The following is a 24060-nucleotide window of genomic DNA, read 5'->3' on the forward strand; positions in this document are numbered from 1 at the left end:
CCTAAAGATGAACCGGTAACCAGCGTTGTCGCTCTCCGCTGGCAGGTTTCTTTTGAGACTCCCACGGAATCGTCTTTTTCTCTTGGCGATATTCAACAATTCGCGACTTAAACTGCTCGCTGATCTTCCTCAGAAGATCGCGTTCAGACCGCGCCGTCGCTGTCACTTCAGGAAGATTGGACACGACACCGTGACAATTTCCATCCGCGTCAGGACCAGAGATCAAAACGTGGCAGTCAAAAACCGGGACTGAACTGCCCGATTCATCGATCGGCAACTCCATCACTTGTCGCTGACTCCTTTGAGATGTCTTTCGGAATTGAACGGGACTATCTGAACCGTCCTAAGGCTTCTTCCCCGCAGTTTCGTGGCAACAGATCGTTACGCTGAGGCAACGAAATCGCGGCGATCTCTCCAAACAAGTTCACGATCATAGGCGGGTATCTACTCGAGAGAAAGAGACACAAGCGACAACATTCAAACCCGTTGACGAAGCACATTTCAGGCAATTGAACTTCACGAGTTCCAGCTGAAAACCACGAATTGACTCGACTTCCCTTCTTTGCCTCGTGGCCAATACTTCGTAAAATCCAAATTCACATCACATTCTGCAGAAGAGATCACTCTCGATGGACTTCCAAGAACGACTGAAACGGGCAATTGAGCGCGGCGAGAAGACACGTGTTGAACAAGCGCAAGTCGAAGCCAGGGAACAGCTTTCCCTCGGCGAATTGAAGACACTTCATTCCGGATTCCGACTCGAACTGGCCGATCACATCGAGTCGTGCCTGAAGCAACTTGCTGATCAGATGCCCGGATTCGAATTTCAAAGCATCGTGAGCGAAGAGGGATGGGGTGGCCGTCTGTCTCGCGATGACCTGGAGCTGAAACCGGGACAATCTGCCTCAACCCGATACAGCCGGTTAGAGATGACAATCTCTCCGTTTACACCAACGGCGATTGTTGAACTGCTCACCAAGGGAACAGTTCGAAACCGCGAGATCATGAATCGCACGAACTACCAGAAAGTGGATGAGTTCAATATGGACTCTTTCAAAGAGATGATCGATCATCGCGTCCTCGAATTCGCGGAACAGTTTTCGAGCAGCAGCCAGTAATTTCACCCAGACGAGAGCACTTGCAGTTCTCCAGAGCATTTTCTGATTTTGTGTGCACGATCTCGCACGAGCAAGCACAGCCTTTTAACTTATGAAACAGTGCAAGCGAGTGCACAGGAAAGAGCAACTTGCTCTAGAATTCGCCAACATGTCAAAAGAAGCTGACCTTCAACGAGTACTCGATCTGGGAATTGTTGCAATCATTCGAGCACCGTCCGGAGAGAAACTCCTCGAAGTCGCGGAAGCACTCTACGCGGGCGGAATTGATGTCATCGAAGTCACCTTCACCGTCCCGGGTGTCCTTGAGATTATCTCTCATCTGAGGAAATCACTCGGCGACAAAATCCTCCTCGGCGCCGGCACCGTTCTTGATCCGGAATCGGCTCGCGCAGCCATGCTGGCCGGAGCGGAATTCATTGTCACTCCGACGGTGAACACCAGCGTGATCCAACTCTGCCAGCGATACGGAAAACTCGTCATGGCAGGCGGGTTCACACCGACCGAAATTCTGACAGCTTGGGACGCTGGGGCGGATATCGTCAAAGTCTTCCCAGCAGATGTCGGTGGACCAAGCTATCTGAAGTCCGTTCATGGACCGCTTCCGCAGGTTCGTCTGCTGCCAACCGGAGGAGTCAACCTCGACACGCTTCCGGACTTCGTGAAAGCAGGAGCCTGCTCCGTGGGATTGGGCAGCGCCTTGGTCGAGAAGAAAGCACTCGAAAGTGGTGACATGGCTCGCATTCAGGAACTGGCGAGTGCTTACGTCAGCAAGATGAAAGAAGCCCGAGGTTCATAGACGATCGTTGTGAATCAAATCGAGCCGATTGAAAACGACCATTCGATTGAGCGTTGAGGCTGGTCGCATTACCACTCTTTGACAATGTCTTCGAATCGCTCGAGGACTCTTCCGAAGGCTCCGAATGCGCCCTCGCTGAAGAGCACGAAACGCACCTCGTCGATTTCTTCACACTCGCGAAGAAAGTTCGTGACCTCTTGAAGGGAATGCTCAGCAGCGAGATCAATGGGATACGCATACACCCCCGCGCTGATCGCGGGGAATGCAACTGTCTGACAATTGTGGACGACCGCAAGTTGCAGAGAATTGCGATATGCGGACTTGAGCAGATCAGGCTCTCCATCCAAACCACCGTCCCAGACGGGGCCGACCGTGTGGATGACATGGCGGCAGTCGAGATTTCCTCCGCCAGTGATCACCGCCTGACCGGTTGGACAGCCTTCGGGGTATCGACGTCTGGTCTCTTCCATTAACGCGGGTCCGGCAGCACGATGAATTGCACCGTCGACTCCGCCGCCTCCAGCGAGTTGACTGTTGGCTGCATTGACGATGGCATCGACAGATTGAGAAGTAATGTCGCCCTGAATCAGTCGAATCGTTGCTGACCGCACTCGAATTCTCATCTCGCTTCTCCAATCGCGAATTTCAGCGAATTCCTTCGCGACACATTCACCTCAGATTGCGTTCAAGAATTCTCTTCAGACTTCGCTTGAGTCCATCCGGATTTCTGAAGGAGTGTTCTCCACTCTTCAACGGGATGGGTCACGGACCAGCGTTTTCGAGCCCCTTCGGGAACCCTTTGCAAGAGCACGACATCGATCTGTTCGTACTGTTCAACGTCATGGTTTTCAAAAGCGAGTCGGACGAGATTCAGTGATCGCTCCTCGCTCTTTGACTCATCAAGCGTTGGATCAAAGTCGCCTTCCGGGACGTAGACGACGATCCGCAACAAGACCGGAGAGATGTCCTTGTGGCTCTTGTGCTGGCCGCCAATCACCTTTGGGCTTGAGTCCGGAAACTCCGCTGCGATGGCATACTGCAAAGGGCGAAACGGCTTGGTGTAAAGCTCCCAATAAAGGAAGAGGATCGCAATCATGGTGATGGCAAATCCAAACATCGCGACGACAGTCCAGCGTCCGGAATTCTTCCCGGATTGCGGGGGGATGGTCGTTTCAGTGGTGGGCTGGTCGTGAGTCAATTCCTGCATTCCGTATTCAGTCCGTAAAGATTGGCGAAGAACAACATCGAAGTTTCGATGCATGCACCTGCCGGCCATTCAATGAATTGTAGACAGCTTCGAGTCATGTTCTAAAACAAAGGTTCCCGCATTTCTGAGTTGAGTTTCTCCCAACGTTGGATCAGTTCCTCAAGACGCTCAGGTTGCGAGTCCGCGAGATTTGTTTCCTCCGACAAATCTTCGGCGAGGTTGTAGAGCTCCCAATCTTTGCTTGGGCCCCTGCGAGTCATGTTGACGAGTTTCCAATCGCCGTACCGCAGTGCCGATCGACTTCCCTGTCGCCAGAAGAATTCGTCATGCGGGCGACCGTCGACTTCTTTTTTGAGGTACGGAAGCAAATTGACCCCGTCGATTTCGTGATTGATTTCGGCGTTGGCGATCGCTGCGGATGTCGCATAAAGATCCAAGCTGCTTACCGGTTGATCATATGTCACAGCTTCCGGGAGATTTCCTTTCCACTTCATCACGAATGGAACACGAAGTCCCCCTTCGTACATCTGCCCCTTCTCACCTCGCAATGGAGCATTGCTCGAAGTGAGTTCACGAGTGGGTCCCCCATTGTCGCTGAGGAACACGATGAGTGTATCTCGTTCGAGTCCGCACTCTTCGATCTGGCTCAGAATCGACCCCACGCTGTCATCGAGATTCGCAAGCATCGCGGCAAAGATTCGGCGATGCACATCGGGAATCGACTTCATTTTTTCCATGTAAGCATCGGCACCCTGCAGCGGGCTGTGAACGGCGTTGTAAGCCACATACAGGAAGAAGGGTCGATCCTGTGTTCTCTCGATGAAATCAACCGCTTCGCGAGTGAAAGCATCAGTGAGATACAAATTCTCCTCGACCGGTTGCCCGCCGCGAATAATTGGATTGTTGGCGTCATAGTCCGGTTCGCTGTGGCCCATGTGTGTCGAGAGGATCAATTGATTGCTGACCCATCTTCCTCGCTCATTCCCGGGCAGAGCTTTCCTGCGAAGCATGGTCGTCACTCCATGATATGGAGGCGGAACAAAGAAGTGCCCTTCGTGAGTGAATCCAAAAAACTCGTCGAAGCCGTGTCGAAACGGATGATAGACCGCCGCCCCACCCTGATGCCATTTCCCAATCAGAGCTGTTGCATATCCGACATCCTGCAACATCTCAGCCAGCGTCAATTCTCCGGGAGGGAGGCCGGCAGCTGGGTCTTCGTTTTGAGCGCCGATCGGATTGAACTCGTACCCGAAGCGTGTCGGAATTCGCCCGGTTAACAGCCCTGCCCGAGACGGGCTGCAATTGGGAGCGGTGACGTAACCTTGTGTCATTCGGACTCCAGTTTCAGCAATCGAATCAATATGCGGCGTCGGAATCTCCGGATTTCCCTGACATCCCAACTCGCCGTATCCGAGATCGTCTGCGAGCAGGATGACAATGTTCGGAAGACGATCGGCAGCTTGGACGGAGCCTGACTGCCCGAAGGAGATCGTGAGACTCAGAATAGATAACAGCATGCACAGAAAACGCATGATTGATGCCATTTCAAAAGGAGACTGCCGAAGAACGAAACGAGGGCCATCGTAGCAATCCGGGGTCCTGTTCTCGACGTCTCACCGTCAATTCACGTCAATGATGACGGAAATCTACCCGAAAATCCGATTATTATTTCACAGACATCGGCTGAAATCCGTATCCTTTAAAGGATGTCTGGACGCTGCAATCGAATCGAGCCAGCTTCTCGAAACTCTTGCAATGAGACATCTTAAGACAGCCTTTTCAAGGCTCACGACTCCCACAATCGCGAGCGAATGACCTTCGGGTGAACTTTTCACTTCAACGGATTCTTTCCTCAGCATTTCAGTTTCCTGCGGGATGACCAGATGCAACATCGACGAGATTTTCTCAAGCTGGCAGCAGCGGGCTTTTCTGCCACATCACTCTCAGGATGGCTCCCGCTTCTCGCGGATCAGACCGCCGGAAAACTGGACCATCCGAAGTCGTGCATTCTGCTCTGGATGCCGGGCGGACCGAGTCAGGTTGACACGTTCGACCCTAAACCGGACCACGAGAACGGTGGTGAGTTTGAAGCGATTCAGACTTCCGTCCCAGGAATTCAGATCGCTGAGCACCTGCCGAAAGTTGCCCAGCAGATGGAGCATCTGGCCATCATTCGTTCCATGAAGACCAAAGAAGGCGATCATGGCCGCGCAACATATCATCTGCGAACAGGCTATCGCCCGAGCGGTCCCATCTCGTATCCGACCTTGGGATCACTGGTCGGAAACGAATTCGAACTGAATCGTGCATCCATTCCCAATTACGTCAGTATTCTCTCGAACCCTGTGCTCAACCCCGGAGCGTTCGGGCCGGGATTCCTTGGTCCGCAACATGCTCCGCTGCTCGTGGGCGGAGAGAATCGGATCGCGGGGGGTGACGATGAGATGCCGGAATTTGGTGCTCCGCTCGAAGTGCAGAACGTGGAGCGACGGGACACGGTTTCCGATCGCCAGTCTCGATCGAGGCTGGAACTTCTGGAATTCGTCGAAGCGAGGTTCTCTCTCCAACGTCCGGGACTCCCGACCGAAAGCCATCGCACTGCGTATCAACAAGCTGTGCAAATGATGAATTCGAAGGCAATGTCGGCGTTCAATCTCGACGAAGAGCCGACCGAACTTCGCGAAGCTTACGGAAGAAATCGGTTTGGACAGGGATGCCTGTTGGCTCGAAGACTCGTCGAGCGCGGTGTTCCGTTCGTCGAGGTCGCTTTGGGTGGTCCGAACGGAGAAAACCAGATTGGCTGGGACACACATGTTGAGAACTTCACTGCTGTTTCCGCGCTATGCGGAACCTTGGACCCAGCCTGGTCGACGCTGATTCAAGACCTCAACGACCGTGGACTTCTTGAATCAACAACGATCGTCTGGATGGGCGAATTCGGCCGAACGCCGGGCATCAATCCTCAGACCGGACGTGACCACTTCCCAAACGCGTGGAGCACTGTTCTCGCTGGCGGTGGAATTCGCGGAGGACAAGTTTTCGGCGCGACAAGCGATTCGGGCATGGAAGTGACCGACCAACCGGTCGCAGTCAATCAATTGATCGCAACGATCATGGCAGCGATGGGAATCGATCACACCAATCAGAATATGTCTTCGGTCGGCAGACCAATTCGACTTGCTGAACCGGATGTTGAGCCGATCAAAGAATTGATCGTCGGGTAACGTGCGAAGTTGAAGCGTAAATAGTCGAGTTGATAACGACAGCTTTTGTCGACGCACAGTCGTCTCTAATTGCGCTCTCTCGAAATATCGATGCAGACCACTTCGGAGTTGTCTCGCAGGTAAAGCTTCCCGTTGCAAATTGCGGGAGCTTGCCGTGTTTCTCCGATGACTGTCGCCCTGCCTAACTCGTCAAACCCGCCTGCGTCGACGCGAACGATGACAAGTTCTCCGGTCATCAGCGAGCACCACAATTTCCCATCAGCGGCGATGCAGTTTCCTTTCCCGAATCGGGCTTTTCTCCAGATTTGCTGACCGTTCTGAGCATCAACACACGTCAGGTGCGTGACTGGTCCAGCACTCCCGACATTGTCAAAACCATAAAGTTTCCCGTCCTGCAGAATCGACGTTTGCCATTCGTTCCGAAGAACACTGCGGTTTCCCAGTGACTCCCAGGCAACTTGAACAGCCTGCCCCTTCTCTTGCGGAACTTGCAACAACGTGGTTCCGTGATTCTCCCCCGCTGAGATCAGGATGTTCTGGCCGATCGCAATCGGCGTGGCGATATTGCAGTCGTACGGTGTTTCGTAAGGGTACTCCCACAAGATTTCCCCAGTCCCCGGATAGAGGCTCATGACTCCTTGTCCATGAAAGACCACAAGCTGCACAGTGCCTTGCACAGGAAGAAGTACAGCTGAAGAATATCCAGCCGGATGAGCACTTCCAGCCTTCCAGCGAACTACTCCAGTTTCGCGATCGTAAGCAACCACGGTTGCATTGGGAGCCCCGACGGTGACGATGACAAGTTCTTCCGTCGTCAGAGGTGATGAGGCAACTCCGTATTCTGGAGGCTTTCCTCCGTTGGAGGTCGTTGCGTCAACGCTCCACTTCGTCAGACCGTTCTTCGCGTCCAGGCAGCAAATAACTCCTTCCCCGGTGTAAACGAAAACCTGACCACGATTGATGACTGGAGTCGCACGTGGACCGTTCCCCATCGCATTTTTGTACGAAGGAGCGAGTGTCGCTTTCCAAAGCGTTTGACCTGTCAGTGGATCAAGCGCGAGCGCGTATTGCTGTCGATCGTCCTGAATCAAGGTGCAGGCGATTCCCTCGGCGATGACGACGCCGGACATGCCGACACCTCCATCGCTCTTCCACAGGACCTTCGGACCAGACGACGGGAAAGAGTCCACCAATCCGGTTTCTTTCGAAATTCCATTCCGATTCGGCCCAAGGAACTGCGGCCAGTCATCGGCCGAAATAATGCCTTGAGAAGTGAGACAGAAAATTGCGCAAGTGATGGTGCGGACGTATCGAGAGTCGAATTTCATGTAACCGGCTCAGTGTTTGAGTTCGGAGAATTGAAGAAAGAAATGTCGCATGCACAGCGAGTCTATTCTCGACCCGGCCGCGGGAGATTGTGTGGTTCAACGAGCGATCCGTACATTTCTGGACGTCGGTCCGCCACGCGATCGATCGCATGTTTACCTGGGACGCGCACAATCCGCTTCTCTCTTGACTCTGCCGGATCGACGTCGAAGTACAAGATTTCCTCAGCTGTCTCCGATCCTTTGCAGAGTGTATTTCCATTCGGGTCAGCGACTGTCGTTTCGCCAATAAATCGAAACCCTCGCTCCTTCCCCACTCGATTGACCGCGGCGAAATAAACTTTGTTTTCCATCGCCCGTGTATTGATCGTGTAGCGAGTCATATTCTCTGCACCGGTCGGAAAATTGGTCGGCAAGGCAATCAGGTCCGCTCCCTGCAAAGCCATCACCCGGCTCGACTCCGGAAAGGCAGAGTCGTAGCAGATTGCCAACCCCACACGAATCTCGCCCACTTCGTAAACGCGAAACGGCTCATCGCCGTAAGTGGCGTACTGATCGATTCCCAACCCCGGCAAGTGAATCTTTCGATAGGCTCCGATCACACCATCGCCGTTGAGGAGCACGGCTGTGTTGAACACACCATCCGGACTCGGGGTCAACATTCCAAAGACAGCTGCGCCGCCGAGTTCCTGAAGCTTTTTCTGAAACGTAGAAACAGCTGGACCAGATAGCTCTTCTGCAAACGGTAAGGATTCTTCGGCGCTCTCAAAGCAGTAACCGGTCAGAGCACACTCTGGAAAGATGACAAGTTCTGCCCCGTTTTGACGTGCCGTACCGAACGCATCTAACATCGAAGCGAGATTCTGCTCAGGCGCCCCAATCTTGACATCCATCTGAACGGCAGCGACTCTCATGGGAAATCCTTCAGGTTATTCTCGTCGACGTACTCGATCTGTTCGTTCTCAATCACTGGCAAAGTCATGATTTTGTAGCAGACGCAGGTCACATTTTCGACGAGCATCGTACGACAACGGATTTTCAAACGAGAAAACCTCCCCAGACCTTTCCCTGTTTCGAGTTCGACTCGCTATCCCAGGAAAGTGACTCCATTGAGCGCTCCCAACTCTGATCCTCCACTTTCCGAATCCAACATGGACCGATCTTCGATTCCTCAAACGTTGGGAGTCTGGGATGTGGTCGGTTTACTCGTTGGAATTGTGGTTGGTACAGCAATCTTTAAGAGCCCGCCGCTTGTCTTTAAATTTTCCCCCGATGCGGGGACGGCCATGCTCTTGTGGGGATTGGGAGCAGCGTCGGCATTCTGCGGTGCACTGTGCTATTGCGAGTTAGCGACGACGTATCCGTTTTTAGGTGGAGAGTTCGTTTATCTGTCGCGGGCATTCGGTGCGAGAACTGGATTCCTCTTCGCGTGGATGCAATTGACCGTCATTCTCACAGGCAGCATCGGAGCGATGGCTTTCGTGTTCGCCGATTATGCCGTCGGCCTGGATGGTCGACTCGCAGGGACAGAAGCGATGCTGGCGAGCGGCGCGCTGTGCCTTCTCGCAGGAATTCACTTGAGAGGCGTTCACATCGGCAAGCTGGTTCAGAACTTACTCAGTCTGACAAAAATTGTTTCGCTCGGTTCGATCCTGGTGATCGGGTTGTTTTTGACTGCCCCTGCGAACCTCACCGAGACTTCAGTTTCGGAATCAGGTTCCAATATCGGCCTCGCGTTAGTTTTTGTGCTTTATGCGTACGGCGGATGGAATGATGCTGCGATGGTTACATCAGAGGTGAAAGACTACCAGCGCAACATGCCGAGAGCGCTGTTGATTGGACTCACACTCATTGCGGTCCTGTATCTCGGTTTGAATGTGGCTTTCGTCAAAGTTCTAGGAGTTGAAGGAGTCAGGAACTCCGCAATCCCAGCGACAGATGTGGTCGAGTCGGCCTTGGGAGCCCCGGGAGGGATCGTCATGAGTTGCTTGGTGATGCTGTCCGCACTCGGAGCTGTTCATGGAATGCTGTTTTCTTCATCGCGTCTGCTGTCTGCCGTCGGTCGCGACTATCCACTCTTCAGGAAGTGGAACGAGTGGAATGCTCGGCGCGTTCCTGTTCGTTCGATCGTCACGACGACAAGCATCACTCTGCTTCTCGTTCTTGCTGTCGGGACGAACACTGGTCAGCGAATCACGACGTTGTGCATCGATTCCCTGCACTTACCGCAGCCTCAATGGGACAACTTTGATGGCGGATTCGAAATGCTCGTCGCAGCCACAGCGCCTGTTTTCTGGATTTTCTTCGCTCTGTCGGGACTTTCTGTGATTGTGCTTCGCGTGAAAGATGGGGAGCGTGAACGTCCATTCCGTGTTCCGCTCTACCCGTTGCCACCGCTGCTGTTTGTGGCTTCCGCGATTTTCATGCTTTGGAAGAGTCTTGATTACGCGAAAGAACTCACGCTGTTGAGTCTGCCTGTCCTCATCATCGGAGTCATCGTTTCATTCACACGAAATGTCTCTCAACGGACTTCTTCGACCTCAACCTGATCGGCCAGTTCAGAAACGGCTTCTCGATCAAGACGCCCCGGAAGCAGCATTCCGGCGTTCATCGCTGCCGCTCCCATGCCAAATCGAACAGCATCGATCAAGCTGGCTCCGTCACAACGAGCTGTCGCGATTCCCGCTGCTAGGCAGTCTCCACAGCCAATCGGGTTCACGACTTCGACCTGCGGAGGAATGAAACGAAGCTGATGATCATCCGTGGTGACATACAGAGATTTCGGTCCATCACTGACGACGACAGCTTGCGCACCTCGCTTGTTTAGTTCGCGCATCGCGGAAATCAATTCGGCTTCATCGTTGAGCGGTCGCTGTAATGTTTGACTCAGTTCCTCTCGATTCGGCTTCACGAGAAACGGTCCCCACGGAAGGCAGTTCAGCAGACCGGGGCCTCGAAAGTCCAGAATTGTTTCCGTCGGAATCTGCTGAATGAGCCGTGCGTAAAAGTCATCGCCCACTCCCGATGGCATGGAACCAGTCAGGACTGCAACAGTGGCAACTGAGGAATAGGTTCGATACTGATCGTGGAATTCTTCGATCGTTTCGAGCGGCATTCCCGCTGTGTTCTCGACTAACTCGGTGGTCACTCCTGAGTCTTCGAGAAGCGTTGTGCAAACACGAGTTGGAGATCCGGCATCGAGGAGAATCTTGCGAATCCCGAAGCTGTCAAACTCGTCTTCGATCGCCGCTCCCGATGGTCCTCCAACTGCTGTCGCGACTGTCGTGTCTGCGCCGAGATGATGAACAGCAATGGCGACGTTCAGCACCTTTCCCGAAGCACACCAGTTCACTGATCGAGCGCGATTGACTTCTCCCCAGCGGCACTTTTCGAATTCCATGATCTGCTGCCACGCAGGTGACAGGCCAGCTACAAAGATCACCAGCACTTCTCCAGTATTTTTTGAAGCTCTTCAGTTTCGATTGGACGCGGATTCCCGGAAAGACTGTTCCCACGAGACCCGATGGCAATCTCCGGAAGCTGGTCTTCTCGAACCCCGTAATCTCGCAGGCGTGTCGAAATCGAGAGTTCAGCCAACAACGAGTCCACACGTTTGATCAATGCATCAGTCACTTCGTCGTCTGTCCCTGTAACATCAGGAAGCACCGTCCGTCCAATGTGTGCATATCGGCTGAGCGCAACTTTACGATTGCTTCTCATGGCGACCGGCAACATCACCGCACATGCAAGTCCGTGCGAAATTCCGCAAACAGCTCCGAGTGCAGCTGCAACGCCATGTGCCATCCCCAATCCGGAGTTGGCCAAAGCCATTCCTGAAAGAAGTGCGGCATAACTCATCGCTGTTCGTGCTTCTCGATTTTGACCGTCGCGGTATGCGACTTCGAGACTTGAGAATCCGTCACGCAGACCGTCCAGACACAGCGACTGCGTGAACACATTGGCTCGACAACTGGTGTAACTCTCGATGAGTTGCGTGAGCGCATCCATTCCCGATGTTGCGGTCGTCGACTGAGGCAATGACACAGTGAGTTCCGGATCGACGACAACAACTCTTGGAACCATCTGCTCAGAACGAAGGCTCTTCTTGCAAGCTGGTTCAGATACAGAGATCACTGCGTTTTTCGTCGCTTCTGTGCCGGTCCCGGAAGTCGTCGGTACAGCGACCAGCGGGAGTGGGGCTTCCTCCAGTTGTGCTCCTGTCCCCACTCCTTCGAGAAATTCTCGAACGCTTCTCCCTTTTGAATTGGTCAGCATGGCAGACGCTGCTTTACCGAGATCGATGGCAGCCCCTCCACCAATCGCTAGAACACAATCCGGAAACGGCTTCCGACCGGTGATCTCTCGAACTGTCTCATCGACGTCTTCGACAGTCGGTTCGCGATGAATCTCAACCTGAGACACGACTTCCACCTGATGCTCTTTCAGGTTCGTAGTCATCTCTTCCCAAAGCGTTGATTTCTGAAGGGCACGCGAGCCAGCAATGAGACAAATGCGATGCCCGACAGTCGCGGTCAGATGTCCCAAATCTTTGCGAGCACCCCATCCGAAATGCACCCTCGGCGGAAGGAGAAGTTGAAAGTCCATAAGCGAATTCACAAGCTCTCAATTTCAATCGGTTGACGTGATCTTCAGTTCTGCAACATACTCAGATTCCCCCGCATGGCATAGAATCAGACTGCCTGACCGATCGGAATCTTGAAGAATTCCTGAAGCACCGGCTCGAAACGAATTTGTGCTCCTCAAGAATCGTTCAAGTACTTTCCCTCCTGACTTTGATGGATATCGTTCGCTAATGACAACTTCCAAGTTCGCACGCCGTCGACTCTTCCACGATTTGTCTCCATCTGTGTCCGTGATCTCGGGGCTCATCTTCGCTCTAACCATGATGACTCTCGAAGCAGTCGCAGAGAGTGACAGTCCAACATCCGACGAGCGTCTCTTAAATGACGTGAAGCAACTCTCCTCGGATGAGTGGGAAGGCCGGGGTGTCGGGACCGAAGGACTGAAGAAAGCGGCTGAGTTCATCGCTGAGTCATTTCGGGAATCGGGACTCGACGTCACAACCGCAGGCGGCGATGCATTTCAAGAGTTTGACATCAACGACGGAGCTCGGCTCGGTGAAAACAACTTTATCGAAGTGACGCTGCCCGGTGGCGAGGTGCTCGAATTGAAGCAAGGTGAAGACTTCGAAGTCTGCTCGTTTGGAGGAACGGGAAAGGTCAGTGGCGACATCGTTTTCGCGGGCTACGGAATCGTCGCTGAAGACCTGGAATACAACGACTTCGACGATCTCGATGTCAAAGACAAGACGGTCATCATCGTTCGTCGAAACCCATTCCAGTCGAATCCCCATGGTCCGTTCGCTGTCGGCCACGGGATTTCTCGTCACGCTGCCCTCACCACAAAACTCAGTCAGGCATTCAGCCGCGGTGCAGGTGCTGTTCTCTTCGTCAGTGATACTTTTACGGCTCGTTCCAAAAGAGAACAACTGGAGGAAAAGCTCAAAGCTGCACAGGAAAAATTGAAAGAACTCAGTGACGAAACCACTCAGGAAGCGAAGGATGCGAAAGTTCACCTTCGACAACTGGAGAAACTCCTCAGCGAACTCGACGATGATCCACTCATGGAATTCGGCTACGGCGGGACACGCTCGGGAAAGTCGTTGCCTGCTTTTCACATTTCGAAAAATGCATGCAACAAAATTCTGAAAGCAGCAATTGGCAAGTCGCTCGTTGAACTTGAACAACAGATTGACGAGACCGGAGAGCCTGCCAGCCAACCCCTGCCGGAGTGCGAGATCGCCGCTGAATCCAACCTCGAGATCATTCGTGTTCCCGTTCGAAACGTTGTCGGCGTCCTCGAAGGAGAAGGCCCAAATTCCGACGAGACGATTGTCATTGGTGCCCACTTCGATCATCTCGGTCGTGGGGGAGAGGGATCTCTGATGCCAGAATCGAAAGAGATTCATAACGGAGCTGACGACAATGCCTCCGGAACGGCGGGACTACTGGAATTGGCTCGACGCCTGGGACAACGGAAACAGCCGCTTCCGCGTCGCGTTGTCTTCATCGCGTTCAATGGCGAGGAACGCGGACTTTTGGGTGCGTATGAATACGTCGCGAACCCTTTGTTTCCGCTGGAGAAAACGGTTGCGATGTTCAATATGGACATGATCGGCCGACTTGTCGACGACAAGCTGACCGTCTTCGGTTCGGGAACATCCTCAGTTTGGGAATCAATGCTTGACGCCGGAGCTGAGAGAGTCGATCTCGAATTGGTGAAGAAGCCTGAAGGCTTCGGACCGAGCGATCACGCAGCTTTCTACGGAAAACAGATTCCCGTGCTGCACCTGTTCACTGGCATTCATGACGACTACCACCGCCCTAGCGATGACTGGGACAAGTTAAACATCTCCGGGATGTCACGAACGCTGTCGCTTCTCGAAGAACTCGTCGTGGCGACTGCGGAGCTAGAAGAACGCCCGGATTACATCGAGATCGCTGGATCGGCTGCACTGACCAGAACCGGAAGTCGCCCCTACTTCGGAAGCATCCCCGACTTCAGTGAGGAGACGCGCGGATATGCCATCTCCGGAGTCGCTCCCGGCAGCCCAGCTGATGAAGGTGGACTGAAGGGAGGAGACGTCATCATCGAAATGGCAGGTAAGAAAATTGGAGGACTCGATGACTTCGACCTCGCGCTACGAGAGTTAGAACCGGGCGATCAAATCGACGTCGTTGTCTTAAGGGGGGAAGAACGCATCCCTCTCAAAGTGACGCTGGCCACACCTAAGAATTGATCGCACCATTGTCGCGACAATCAACTGATCCGCCAAACAGGAAATCGTGTCGTTCAATGAAAGAAGCTTCAGACTCGACGCAGTGTCGAACCTGAAGCCTCTTGTTTTCCTGAATACGTCAAATGATTGCTCGTCCGAACTTAAAAGTACTTAGAGCCTTTTCTGATTTGGTGTGCACAATCTCCCACGAGCACGCACAGCGTTTTAACTTATGAAACAGTGCAAGCGAGTGCACAGGACAGAGCAACTTGCTCTAGCTTCGGGCAGCGTCGAGAGCAGCATCGTAGTTCGGGTGTTCGGCGATTTCTGAGCAGTACTCAACGTGCTTCAGTTTTCCGTCTCCATCGACAACGAAAATCGCCCGGCACAGGCAGCGGTCAAGTCCGCCACCGTCGATCAACACTCCGTACGCTTTGCCGAATTCGACAGTTCGGTGATCGCTCAAACATTTCACCTTGTCGACGTTTTCAGCTCCGCACCAGCGTTTCTGCCCGAACGGCAAGTCTGTGCTGACAACGAGGATTTCCACGTTCTCGAGCGAAACGGCTTCGTCATTGAATCGCTTGGTCTCAGCATGACAGACGCCTGTATCCAAAGATGGAACAGTCGCGATGATGCGGGTCTTGCCAGCACTGTCTTGCAGTGTGACTTCCTGCAATCCATTGTCCTGCAATTTGAAATCGGGTGCGGAATCTCCTGCTTTCAGTTCACTACCAGCAAGTGTGACAGGATTTCCCTTAAGGGTGACGTTCGCCATGCTTTTATTCCTCAATGTGTTGGTGGACAACGGCTTCCCTGAGTATTGCGGATTCCGAATTCGGCGACCAGCAACCGGGAATGGTGAGATGTCAGAATTCGCAGATCAATAACTCCGAGATGAGCAGTCATTACTGCGGAGCGAGAACGGTGTCTTCGTGGAATTCACGTCCGGGATCGACTTTGGAAGCGAGTTCATTCTCATCGAGAGCAAACAACGGAGAGACTTCGACCGTCGCACCTGAATTGACTTTGCCCCCTGCCTTCTCCACCCAGTTTCGCGTGATCTCCTGAAGGGCTTTGCGGGATGATTCAGGCGAGTCATTCCCTTCCGCGTTTTTGACAGGGTTGAACTCCCTGCTGCGAACTCCTTCCACAACAAGTGCAACCTTGGCCTTGGGAAGCGCATCGAAGATGAATTGCTCGAACTTGTGAGCATTCGGCGTGTCTGGATCGACTGGCTCTCCGGACGAATCGACACAAGGCACTTTCTTGTGAGCAATATGGAACGGCAGAGAAAACTCATCTTCCAGAAGACGCTCGATGAAGGTTCGCCGAAAGACATGGATCGCGGTGTTGCCAGCCCAGAACACATAGTTCCCGTCTTCATCCTTCATGCGCGCCTGCTCAGGAGTGAGGTCGCTGTATTCGATGATTTCGGTCTGACCATCGATCGTTACCAGCACACCCATCTTCTCATCGGGGGAGACTTTCTCGACCACCTTCGTTGTCAAATCGGACTCGTGCAAATCATGAAATCCCAGCATCACCGGGTCACACAAAATGGCTGTCGGGTTGTCGACCTGATGGTAATACAGATGCTCAATTCCACGATCACGCATCACCTGCAGGAGTTCATGTTTGTCGAGCGCCCGCAGCATACCACCATGGCCATCCGGGCTCGTGGCCACTCTCCCCTTCTCAGCGAGATGAATTCGAGAAGAATCATGTTCGACCGCTGGCAGCGAAGACTGTTGAAAGAAGAAAACGTTCTCTTCTCCCATCCCGAAGAAGTTATTTTTTTTGAAGAACTCGACGGTCGGCTCGTGAGTCGCTTCACTCGTCATAATGAAATATGGAATTGGTTTGCCGTGTCGACGAGACCTCGCAACAAGTTGCTCGCACATTACTTGGAAAAGAGTCCGACCGCTGACCGGACCGATGGGAAACATCCCTTTCGGATCGTCGAAGCCGAGTCGACTCCCCTGCCCGCCAGCGACCAGAATCGCTCCCACTTTGCCTTGTTCAAGCAGTTCGTTTCCGCGTTTCTCTGCCTTCTTCCAGGCTTCTTGAGATTCTGGAGAATCGGACAAACGCACCAGTTGAGCTGGCGATTGAGCCCTTTCAATTCGTCCGACGGAAACGGTTTCGCCTTGCGACTCATCACGTTGTTTGATCAACGAAGCGATGAGGTCGAAATCAATCGATTCAATCTGCTTGAGCAACTGCTGCTGCTGCTGTTCGGAAAGCTCATTCCAGAATTTCAGTAGATGTTCCTGATCATACGATCTCAGTTTAGAGACGATTGTTTCAGGCGTTTCCATCGAATTAATCTCTCGTCTTGGCTCGGATGAGCGGATACCAATGTTTTGATGATTTATGAGCGATCACACAGACCGCACAACCTCCAGAAACCATGCTGTACAGATCGCCTGGCAGCTCTCTTTCTTCACACGTTTTTCAACACGCTGAGATCACTCGCTGTCACATTTCGAAGAGTTGTGCCCGGCTTGCTGATGTTTGTTGTCCATCGCATCAGTCTGGACGAATGGCTCTGGATTCTCAACAGTTTCTAGAACTTTGCTGGGAGCGAACAACATGCCGATCCGCAAACTTCTCCGCAACTGATCACAGAATTGTCGACTGCCTCCGTTGACGGGGTTCATTCGACCTGCTGAGATGAACGAAGCCTCCATCTTAGATCAAAATCAATCCACTCATCCGTTCAGGAGATCGACCGCAGATGTCAATTGGGTTCGGAATTGTCGGAACTGGCATGATTGCTCAGTTCCATGCTCAAGCGATTGCAGCGATTCCCGATGCAGTGCTTGTTGCCTGCTTCGATATGGTCGGTGATCGCGCCAATTCATTCGCAGAAGAGAACAGCTGTCAGGCCTACACCGATCTCGACGAGATGCTCGCGAATCCTGATGTGCAGGTTGTCACGATCTGTACTCCAAGCGGTGCCCATCTCGATCCAGCGGTTGCTGCTGCGAAAGCAGGCAAACACGTTCTCGTTGAGAAGCCACTTGAAATTACACTCTCTCGATGTGATCAGATCATTCAGGCCTGTGAAGAATCTGGCGTGAAGCTGGGAAGCATCCTGCCTTCTCGCTTCAGCCCGGCGAATCAGGCTCTCAAGAAAGCCATCGAAGAAGGTCGCTTTGGAACCCTCACGCTGGGAGATACCTTCGTCAAATGGTGGCGAAGCCAGGAATATTACGACAGCGGCGGATGGCGCGGCACATGGAAGCTCGATGGCGGTGGGGCATTCATGAATCAGGCGATCCACAACGTTGACCTTTTGTACTGGTTTATGGGTGACGTGTCGCAAGTCATCGGGATGACAGCCACGCTGGCGCATGAACGTATCGAAGTTGAAGACGTTGGTTCGGCTGTCGTTCGATTCAAGAACGGAGCGATTGGAAACCTCGAAGCGACGACTTCCGCGTTTCCGGGATTGCTCAAGAAAACCGAAATCCACGGAACAAAAGGGTCCGCCGTTATTGAGCAGGACTCGATTCTCGTCTGGGACTTCGAAGAGTCTCGCCCAGAAGATGCGAAGATCCTGGAAGAGTGCGGAGCATCCAGTGCGACATCCGGCGGAGCCGCCGATCCGAAGGCGATTTCCTTCATCGGTCACCAGAAACAATTCGAAGATTTCATCAAAGCTGTCCAGGAGGATCGGACACCTCAAATCGACGGATACGAAGGACGCAAGAGCGTCGAATTGATCCTCGCCATTTACCAGTCGTCTTGGGAAGGTCAGCGCATCGATCTCCCATTGGCAGGCGATCCACAGCGACCGAAGTAGTTACACTCTGTTAACGCAGGGATTGCCGACTGATCTCCGATCTCGCTGGAGGATCAGTTCGGCAAGCTGTTGGCACAGTGATCATTTTGAGTTGACCGTGGACGCGTTTTGAAGACCTGATTGGATCAACCACCAATTGATGATCAGGTTGGTGCCTCGGTTATGCTTGTACTCACCTGTGATGTTGGACAATCTCTTCTGATCGAAGATGTTCAACTTGTTCTCATTTACGCTGACGCGCGGTCGATTATCTTTTCGATGCGAAAGCTCTCAGGCGGTCGCGAGACAAAAGTCAGTCTTCAGCGTCATCAGATTGTCAACGTTTGCTACAACGTCTCTTTTCAACTGATGTCGGTCAGCGGTCAATCGGCAAACCTCGTGCTGGAACATCCGGAAGAAGTTTCGATCCAAAAGAACGAGTTTGAACCGCCTCTTAATTGAATGTTGCGGGAGTCCCCTCTTCGCTCAAGCAGACTCTTTGATCGCCTTGTGAAGCATGCAGGCAATCGAAATTAAGATCACGACTTCGATTCCGGAGAATCAGTTCCGGACGAGCCTCCATCTTTCGCAGGTGTTTCTTTAAGCTGCGACGTTCCCTTCTCATCAGGCAGCTTTGCCTTCGCGGAACCGGTACTTGCCACCGCCTCTTTCTTTTTCAATCCAAGAGTCTCGTTCTCTTGATTGAGTTCCACCAACTCGTGATTGAAGATCTTGATCAAGGCGTGCAGACAGGAAGCAATGATTGGCCCGATGAAGACTCCCCAGAGTCCCATCGTTTGAAGTCCGCCAAGGATGCTGATGAATGCCAGCAGCGGATGCAGTTTTGTGTCGCTGTTCAACAGGTACGTTCGAATAACGTTGTCGAGAAAACCGACAAAAACGGCACCATAAACCGTCAGTAGAATTCCCTGAATCCAATGACCTCCGCTGAACAAAGCAATTGCACAGGGAAGCCAGACGAGCCACGTCCCCAGCATCGGAACGAGAGCCGAAAACGTCGCCAGCAGAAAGAGAATCACGATGTGTGGAAAGCCCAGAACCCACAGTGCGAGGGTGGTCGCCAAACCTTGAGCGAATGCAGCCAGGAACGTGGCGACCACAACGGACCTGACGACCAGTGCGAACTGCTCCATGAGTTGCCGCTGGTACTTCGCGTGGACTGGAATGAGCGACTCGCCCGCTTCGATCAAGCTGCTGCCGTCGGAGAGGAAGTAATACAACGCGACGGTGAACATCAAAATTCCGATGCAGGCAGAGACCAGAACACCGAGAATTTCCGTCACGACTCCAAAGGTCGTGCCAGCAGCACGTCCGAGTGAACGATTCCCCAAATCCTGAATCGAAACCCAGACGCGATGTCGGATTTCCTCAGCGACCGATTCCGGACTTCTCTTCATCTGAGGCGGAAGCCACGAATTTCCCCAAGCTACAGCCCGATCGAAGAACGAATCTCTGGCTGGTCGGGCGATCGGCGAACCAGCTCCAGCTGGCAACTTCACATCGCTCCCGACTGTCGTGCCGATCTTCGTCACAGTCTCTTGAATTGTGGGAGGAGTCGCAGTTTCTTTGGCTGCGTCTTCATCTGTCGATTCAGAATTCGAAACCGACGGCGCCCCGTCACTTGGAGCAGTTTCATTCTCATCGTCTTGAGCCTCACTCGTCTCGGGTGAGACCTCTTCACTGCCCTCAACGGTCGCGGGATCGTCGTCTGCTGCGACTTGTTCGGCCAGGCTAATGTCCACCTGAACGGTTTCATCACCTCGCAAGATCTCGAGGAGACGTTGATCGTCGACCAGATGGGCTGCCAGAACGTAAAGCTGCAGGGAGCCAATAAGAATCGCGGTCACTAGCGGGATGAGAATCGCTGCCAGAATCACACCTGTCGTGAGTCCAGCTGCGACCTGCTCTCGGTCACTGGTCCGCATCAGGAAATATCGAAACAACGGCTGGCAGACGACCGCCGTCATCCCGGCCAGAAACAGCGGGAGGAAGAAAGGAGCAACGACTTTAAATAGAGCGATCCCGAAAGCGACGATCAGCAGCAGGATGATCCCCAAGGAAACTTTTCGTCGCATCGAAGCCATCCACTTGCCCTCCTGAATTCCGAATGTTCGCTCTTCTATCGCGGGAGGAGGATAAGTTCTCATTGCCCGCTTCGACAAGGAAACGTCTTCGAAGTCATCGCCCGAGTCGAGTTTGAATTGTTTGGAAAACTCTGACTGCCCGAGGAGTTTCCGTCGTCTTCCGCGGAGTGCAGTCAAAACACGCACTTCACGGCAAGCGATTTGAGCCGCTAAGACATAAGCGGTTACCTCGAGACGATTTACCGCGTGCCAAAGCATTTCGGCTCTGGCCATTTTGCAAAATAAGACCGCAATCGGGTCCGGCTCCTGAATCACACTTTTCACAGAATGTGATTGACTCCGCAGAATTTGAAATGGTACGAAATATCAGGAGTATGTATTCAGACGTTCACTCCACAACCGACCGCCGTCAAACTTCACTTCATCCAGCCAACAACACATCATGATGATGTCCGTTGATGTCACTTCTCCAGGCACTCCAACGCCAATAGAAACGATCGACACCCATGTCCACAAAGAATACCAACCGAAGCCGCCCACATCAGGTGATCCTCGTCGACCCGCATCCGATCGTCGTCGAGGCGCTCACGGAAAGACTTCACGCGACGAATCAATTCGAAGTGGTTGCCAGTCTCGGTGATTCGGATCGTGCCTTCTTCGAAATTCTCGAACGGCAGCCGGACTTGGTGATCATGGAAATTGAACTTCCTGGACGCGGGGCGACGGCCGTCGCTGAGCACATTCAATCACGGCTGCCAGCAACGCGCCTGGCTTTTCTGACGAACTACATCACCGACGTTTTTCTCGATCTCGCACTCAAGATCGGAGTTGCCGGTTACGCATTGAAGACAGACCCAACCAATCGCATCATCAACGGTTGCCTGTCGATCATCAACGGTGATCAGTACTTCTCGGAGCGAGTCCTCGAACGACTCGAATACAGCCCGGAAACCGGCGAATACCAAGTCAAATCGCAGTCCTATCTGAGCACATTGACCCTGAGACAGCTCCAAGTTCTGCGTCACCTTGTTCGAGGAGAGAGTGTGAAAGAAGTCGCGAAAACGATGACTCTTTCCGAACGAGCAATTGAAAGTCACAAGTATCGCATCATGCAAAAGCTCGGAATTCACGATCGCGTGGAACTCGCCCGCTTCGCGATTCGTGAAGGTCTCATGCCTGCCTGAACGACGCCAGCAATCTCAGCACAATCTCTGATTGAAAGTGCACACTCGCAAAAAGAGAACATTGCGTTCACAGCTGCAGAATTCGTTCAGGACGATTCCGGAGTCCAAAGTGTCGGAGCATCGGCGACTTGCCGTTCCGGACTTTGTCGACGGGCCTTAATCCGCACATAAGGAGCGACAAACATGCCCCGGTGCCGGAAGTCTCCCGGAGATGCTTTCGGGTTTCCGCGTCGAGGTTCGGAAAGGTCTTCGATCACAAAGCCAGCCCGACATAACCCACCAACGAGATCTTCCCATCGATGGAGATATTCCACAGCTCCCGGTTCGCGGTAAGCAGTATCCGGAACGGCTGGAAGCTCTCCGCTGTGATAGTACGAGACGCCGACCACGTAACGATTGCGGTGATCGCGTTCCACGATCTGTAAGCTCGTCGGTTGTTTGTGTTGACTGATATAGAGCCCGCCCGGTCGAAGGACGCGGCCAACTTCCGCATAAACGTCGAGTAAATTCCTGATGTAGCAAGTGCTGACGGGATGATGAACGATGTCGAAGCTGCCATCTGACAATTCGCTCAAGTCGTCCATGGAAGCACAAATCGTCTTCACGGAAAGCTTCCTCGCTTTCGCTTGAACGACATCTCGGTTCAGCATTTCCGGACTGAGATCGACCACGGTCACATTTGCTCCCGCAGCTGCGTAGAGAATCGACTGCCAGCCTCCACCAGAAGCGAGACACAACACATCAAGACCACGTACCGATCCCGGCAGCCATCCTCGCCGATCGAGTGCTAACAGTGGCTGGGCACATTCTTCATCCGTCGCTGTCCGTGCGAACTGACTGTTTTCGCGGGCCAGTCGATCCCAGGCGCGACGATTTGCTTCTTGTTCTTTCATGAGCTTCTTCTTGGGCTGTTGCCAAAGATCCATCGCGACAGTCGAGAGACCGGGAGATCATCAACGACGACACTTCGATCGACCCCATATTTTCGCAGCAATGATTCGGCGGCCAGAAATCCGCTGCGAACTGCGCCTTCCATCGTGGCTGGCCATCCGGTTTGGGTCCAATCTCCAGCGAGAAACAGGTTGTCGACCGCGGTCGATTGCTGCGGACGAAGCGAATCGATGCCGGGAACTGCAGAGAAAACTGCCCGCCGTTCCGTGATCACACGCGAGTGAACAATCTTGGCTGATTTTGTTGCTGGCCAGATCTCTTTCAGTTCATCCACGACCGTGCTGATGATTTCGTCACTGCTCTTCGCATCAAAATTTCGGCTGTCGCTGACGACCACCTGATAGCGGTGAACATCGTCACCCGCCTGTTCGGTGAGATCTTGTCGATTGAAGAGCCACTGCCCGACGCGATCAACCAGAACGGCGTGTCGCATTGGAGTGATCTCTCGATCAAACCACAAATGCACGGAAGTTATCGGCGCGGTTTCAATTTGCTCGAACTGTTCAACGGGAAGCCCTGAAGCCACTTCCGATGAAACCAATTTTCCAATCTGATGAGGTGGTACAGCGAGGATGAATTCGTCCGCTTCAACGAGTTGTTCGCGGTTGCGGAACTTTGCAACTTCAACCTGTTTTTGATTTCCCTGCAGTTCATCGAGTCGCGTATTCAGTTCCACGTTGAGTCCGAACTCGTTCATTCGTTCTCGAGCAGCGCTCGAATAGATTTCCGCGAGAGAACGATTCGGGATAAGCACCCGCCAGCCTTGTCGATTCGACAGGAATCCATCGAAGAAAACCTTCTGAGCGTACCTTGCATCAATCCGGGAAATCGACTCGCTCAACGCACTCACGAGAACAACATGCCAGACACGCTGGATCACGCTATCCGATTGTCCATGCTGTTTTAACCAGGATTCGAAGCTGACTCCTGAAAGTTGTGCGGGATCAGTCTTCGAAAGAGCTCGAATCCCCGAAGCGAATTCTCGCTTCTCTTTCCACGAGAGGTAGGGCAACTTCTTAAATGAAGATGTGAGGTGGAACGGAGCGGGTAAGAAACTTTCGCCGAAGGTGGTTTGAGAATTGTCAGGGCCAATGAAGACGAGTTCTCGCTCTTCTGAGAAGAACTCTTCCAATCCCAGCATCTCGCAGAAGGCCTGCAGGTTCGTGCAACATCCCATGCTGACGTGCTGGCAGTTGTCGATCTCTTCGCCTGACTGACGATCAAGATAAGAGCCAGCCCGGCCTCCGAGTGTCTTTCGTGACTCGTAGAGTGTCGTCTGAAATCCTTCCCGGGCGAGAGTGGCTGCGGCAGCGATGCCGGCCAGTCCTCCTCCAATGACAGCAACCCTTGTGCTTCTGACAACACTCCCCGAATCGGACACAACCTAGCTCTCTTGATCTACAGATTCCGTTCACGCACTCGAGAGTTGAGCTCCAACTCGAAATCATTTTGTGAGTGCTGCGGTCGTCCACTCAGTTCGCTGAGTGGAGTCGCACCTCGTCGTGAAGGTCTTGACTGAACGGTGTAGTGATAGCGAGTTCTCTCCCGCAGGCCAAATGCC

The 24060-nt window shown here is 53.1% G+C and carries 21 protein-coding genes; 8 read left to right on the forward strand and 13 right to left on the reverse strand.

Going from position 1 to position 24060, the window contains the following annotated elements; genetic code table 11:
• Nucleotide 1: 1 nt before the first annotated feature.
• On the reverse strand, nt 2-286 hold the full coding sequence (locus AB1L42_RS12255) for a hypothetical protein (RefSeq protein ID WP_367055504.1): 285 nt from the start codon (nt 284-286) through the stop codon (nt 2-4).
• Nucleotides 287-629: 343 nt separating this feature from the next.
• Between AB1L42_RS12255 and AB1L42_RS12260 the strand changes: the two genes are divergently transcribed.
• Nucleotides 630-1118, forward strand: coding sequence for a hypothetical protein (locus tag AB1L42_RS12260; RefSeq protein WP_367055507.1), 489 nt, complete (start codon nt 630-632; stop codon nt 1116-1118).
• A gap of 148 nt (nt 1119-1266) precedes the next feature.
• Nucleotides 1267-1914 (forward strand): bifunctional 4-hydroxy-2-oxoglutarate aldolase/2-dehydro-3-deoxy-phosphogluconate aldolase, encoded by a 648-nt coding sequence (gene eda, locus AB1L42_RS12265; RefSeq protein WP_367055510.1) that lies wholly within the window; start codon nt 1267-1269, stop codon nt 1912-1914.
• A 68-nt stretch (nt 1915-1982) separates the two neighbouring features.
• On the opposite strand, the gene AB1L42_RS12270 is transcribed toward eda, so the two are convergent.
• From AB1L42_RS12270 to AB1L42_RS12280, 3 genes are all read right to left on the reverse strand, one after another.
• A complete protein-coding gene (locus AB1L42_RS12270) occupies nt 1983-2537 on the reverse strand; it encodes an O-acetyl-ADP-ribose deacetylase (protein ID WP_367055512.1) in 555 nt (184 codons plus the stop codon).
• Between the two features lie 62 nt (nt 2538-2599).
• A complete protein-coding gene (locus AB1L42_RS12275) occupies nt 2600-3121 on the reverse strand; it encodes a hypothetical protein (protein WP_367055515.1) in 522 nt (173 codons plus the stop codon).
• A 101-nt stretch (nt 3122-3222) separates the two neighbouring features.
• Nucleotides 3223-4653: a sulfatase gene (locus AB1L42_RS12280; protein WP_367055518.1), complete on the reverse strand. Its 1431-nt coding sequence runs from the start codon at nt 4651-4653 to the stop codon at nt 3223-3225.
• 351 nt (nt 4654-5004) lie between these two features.
• Between AB1L42_RS12280 and AB1L42_RS12285 the strand changes: the two genes are divergently transcribed.
• Nucleotides 5005-6345: a DUF1501 domain-containing protein gene (locus AB1L42_RS12285; RefSeq protein WP_367055521.1), complete on the forward strand. Its 1341-nt coding sequence runs from the start codon at nt 5005-5007 to the stop codon at nt 6343-6345.
• Between the two features lie 65 nt (nt 6346-6410).
• On the opposite strand, the gene AB1L42_RS12290 is transcribed toward AB1L42_RS12285, so the two are convergent.
• Complete coding sequence (locus AB1L42_RS12290) at nt 6411-7673, reverse strand: PQQ-binding-like beta-propeller repeat protein (RefSeq protein ID WP_367055524.1); 1263 nt, start codon at nt 7671-7673, stop codon at nt 6411-6413.
• Nucleotides 7674-7735: 62 nt separating this feature from the next.
• Nucleotides 7736-8584, reverse strand: a complete 849-nt coding sequence (locus AB1L42_RS12295) for a carbon-nitrogen hydrolase family protein (RefSeq protein WP_367055527.1) — start codon at nt 8582-8584, stop codon at nt 7736-7738.
• Nucleotides 8585-8779: 195 nt separating this feature from the next.
• Here AB1L42_RS12295 and AB1L42_RS12300 point away from each other — a divergent pair, with 195 nt between their 5' ends.
• Entirely contained in the window at nt 8780-10219 is a 1440-nt protein-coding gene (locus AB1L42_RS12300) for an amino acid permease (RefSeq protein ID WP_367055530.1), read from the forward strand.
• Here the strand turns inward: AB1L42_RS12300 and AB1L42_RS12305 are convergent.
• Both AB1L42_RS12305 and AB1L42_RS12310 read right to left on the reverse strand, forming a co-directional pair.
• Entirely contained in the window at nt 10192-11112 is a 921-nt protein-coding gene (locus tag AB1L42_RS12305; RefSeq protein ID WP_367055533.1) for a PfkB family carbohydrate kinase, read from the reverse strand. The genes AB1L42_RS12300 and AB1L42_RS12305 overlap by 28 nt on opposite strands.
• The gene (locus AB1L42_RS12310) at nt 11109-12287 is read right to left on the reverse strand and encodes an iron-containing alcohol dehydrogenase (protein WP_367055536.1); all 1179 of its coding nucleotides are present in this window, start codon (nt 12285-12287) and stop codon (nt 11109-11111) included. The genes AB1L42_RS12305 and AB1L42_RS12310 overlap by 4 nt, the downstream gene beginning before the upstream one ends.
• Before the next feature lie 196 nt (nt 12288-12483).
• Here AB1L42_RS12310 and AB1L42_RS12315 point away from each other — a divergent pair, with 196 nt between their 5' ends.
• A complete protein-coding gene (locus tag AB1L42_RS12315; protein WP_367055539.1) occupies nt 12484-14490 on the forward strand; it encodes a M28 family peptidase in 2007 nt (668 codons plus the stop codon).
• A gap of 253 nt (nt 14491-14743) precedes the next feature.
• Here the strand turns inward: AB1L42_RS12315 and tpx are convergent, their stop codons facing one another.
• Entirely contained in the window at nt 14744-15247 is a 504-nt protein-coding gene (gene tpx, locus AB1L42_RS12320; protein ID WP_367055542.1) for a thiol peroxidase, read from the reverse strand.
• A gap of 130 nt (nt 15248-15377) precedes the next feature.
• Nucleotides 15378-16790, reverse strand: coding sequence for a UDPGP type 1 family protein (locus AB1L42_RS12325; protein ID WP_367055546.1), 1413 nt, complete (start codon nt 16788-16790; stop codon nt 15378-15380).
• 419 nt (nt 16791-17209) lie between these two features.
• Between AB1L42_RS12325 and AB1L42_RS12330 the strand changes: the two genes are divergently transcribed.
• Nucleotides 17210-18280, forward strand: coding sequence for a Gfo/Idh/MocA family oxidoreductase (locus tag AB1L42_RS12330; RefSeq protein ID WP_367055549.1), 1071 nt, complete (start codon nt 17210-17212; stop codon nt 18278-18280).
• Nucleotides 18281-18442: 162 nt separating this feature from the next.
• A complete protein-coding gene (locus tag AB1L42_RS12335) occupies nt 18443-18721 on the forward strand; it encodes a hypothetical protein (RefSeq protein WP_367055552.1) in 279 nt (92 codons plus the stop codon).
• Nucleotides 18722-18798: 77 nt separating this feature from the next.
• Here AB1L42_RS12335 and AB1L42_RS12340 read toward each other — a convergent pair whose 3' ends face one another.
• Nucleotides 18799-20622 (reverse strand): AI-2E family transporter, encoded by a 1824-nt coding sequence (locus tag AB1L42_RS12340; protein WP_367055554.1) that lies wholly within the window; start codon nt 20620-20622, stop codon nt 18799-18801.
• A 248-nt stretch (nt 20623-20870) separates the two neighbouring features.
• Here AB1L42_RS12340 and AB1L42_RS12345 point away from each other — a divergent pair, with 248 nt between their 5' ends.
• Nucleotides 20871-21548: a response regulator transcription factor gene (locus AB1L42_RS12345; RefSeq protein WP_367055558.1), complete on the forward strand. Its 678-nt coding sequence runs from the start codon at nt 20871-20873 to the stop codon at nt 21546-21548.
• A gap of 86 nt (nt 21549-21634) precedes the next feature.
• Here the strand turns inward: AB1L42_RS12345 and AB1L42_RS12350 are convergent, their stop codons facing one another.
• Both AB1L42_RS12350 and hpnE read right to left on the reverse strand, forming a co-directional pair.
• Nucleotides 21635-22441: a class I SAM-dependent methyltransferase gene (locus AB1L42_RS12350; RefSeq protein ID WP_367055561.1), complete on the reverse strand. Its 807-nt coding sequence runs from the start codon at nt 22439-22441 to the stop codon at nt 21635-21637.
• Nucleotides 22438-23880: a hydroxysqualene dehydroxylase HpnE gene (hpnE, locus tag AB1L42_RS12355; RefSeq protein ID WP_367055564.1), complete on the reverse strand. Its 1443-nt coding sequence runs from the start codon at nt 23878-23880 to the stop codon at nt 22438-22440. The genes AB1L42_RS12350 and hpnE overlap by 4 nt, the downstream gene beginning before the upstream one ends.
• Nucleotides 23881-24060: the final 180 nt, after the last annotated feature.

This window comes from Thalassoglobus sp. JC818 (genome assembly GCF_040717535.1).
In the GTDB taxonomy this organism is placed as follows: Bacteria; Planctomycetota; Planctomycetia; order Planctomycetales; family Planctomycetaceae; genus Thalassoglobus.

What these genes read in the sequence shown, in the direction of transcription:
- AB1L42_RS12260 (WP_367055507.1), top strand. Translation starts at nt 630, where the DNA reads ATGGACTTCCAAGAACGACTGAAACGGGCAATTGAGCGCGGCGAGAAG.
- eda (WP_367055510.1), top strand. Translation starts at nt 1,267, where the DNA reads ATGTCAAAAGAAGCTGACCTTCAACGAGTACTCGATCTGGGAATTGTT.
- AB1L42_RS12270 (WP_367055512.1), bottom strand. Translation starts at nt 2,537, where the DNA reads ATGAGAATTCGAGTGCGGTCAGCAACGATTCGACTGATTCAGGGCGAC.
- AB1L42_RS12275 (WP_367055515.1), bottom strand. Translation starts at nt 3,121, where the DNA reads ATGCAGGAATTGACTCACGACCAGCCCACCACTGAAACGACCATCCCC.
- AB1L42_RS12280 (WP_367055518.1), bottom strand. Translation starts at nt 4,653, where the DNA reads ATGCGTTTTCTGTGCATGCTGTTATCTATTCTGAGTCTCACGATCTCC.
- AB1L42_RS12285 (WP_367055521.1), top strand. Translation starts at nt 5,005, where the DNA reads ATGCAACATCGACGAGATTTTCTCAAGCTGGCAGCAGCGGGCTTTTCT.
- AB1L42_RS12290 (WP_367055524.1), bottom strand. Translation starts at nt 7,673, where the DNA reads ATGAAATTCGACTCTCGATACGTCCGCACCATCACTTGCGCAATTTTC.
- AB1L42_RS12295 (WP_367055527.1), bottom strand. Translation starts at nt 8,584, where the DNA reads ATGAGAGTCGCTGCCGTTCAGATGGATGTCAAGATTGGGGCGCCTGAG.
- AB1L42_RS12315 (WP_367055539.1), top strand. Translation starts at nt 12,484, where the DNA reads ATGACAACTTCCAAGTTCGCACGCCGTCGACTCTTCCACGATTTGTCT.
- tpx (WP_367055542.1), bottom strand. Translation starts at nt 15,247, where the DNA reads ATGGCGAACGTCACCCTTAAGGGAAATCCTGTCACACTTGCTGGTAGT.
- AB1L42_RS12325 (WP_367055546.1), bottom strand. Translation starts at nt 16,790, where the DNA reads ATGGAAACGCCTGAAACAATCGTCTCTAAACTGAGATCGTATGATCAG.
- AB1L42_RS12330 (WP_367055549.1), top strand. Translation starts at nt 17,210, where the DNA reads ATGTCAATTGGGTTCGGAATTGTCGGAACTGGCATGATTGCTCAGTTC.
- AB1L42_RS12335 (WP_367055552.1), top strand. Translation starts at nt 18,443, where the DNA reads ATGCTTGTACTCACCTGTGATGTTGGACAATCTCTTCTGATCGAAGAT.
- AB1L42_RS12340 (WP_367055554.1), bottom strand. Translation starts at nt 20,622, where the DNA reads ATGCTTTGGCACGCGGTAAATCGTCTCGAGGTAACCGCTTATGTCTTA.
- AB1L42_RS12345 (WP_367055558.1), top strand. Translation starts at nt 20,871, where the DNA reads ATGTCCACAAAGAATACCAACCGAAGCCGCCCACATCAGGTGATCCTC.
- AB1L42_RS12350 (WP_367055561.1), bottom strand. Translation starts at nt 22,441, where the DNA reads ATGAAAGAACAAGAAGCAAATCGTCGCGCCTGGGATCGACTGGCCCGC.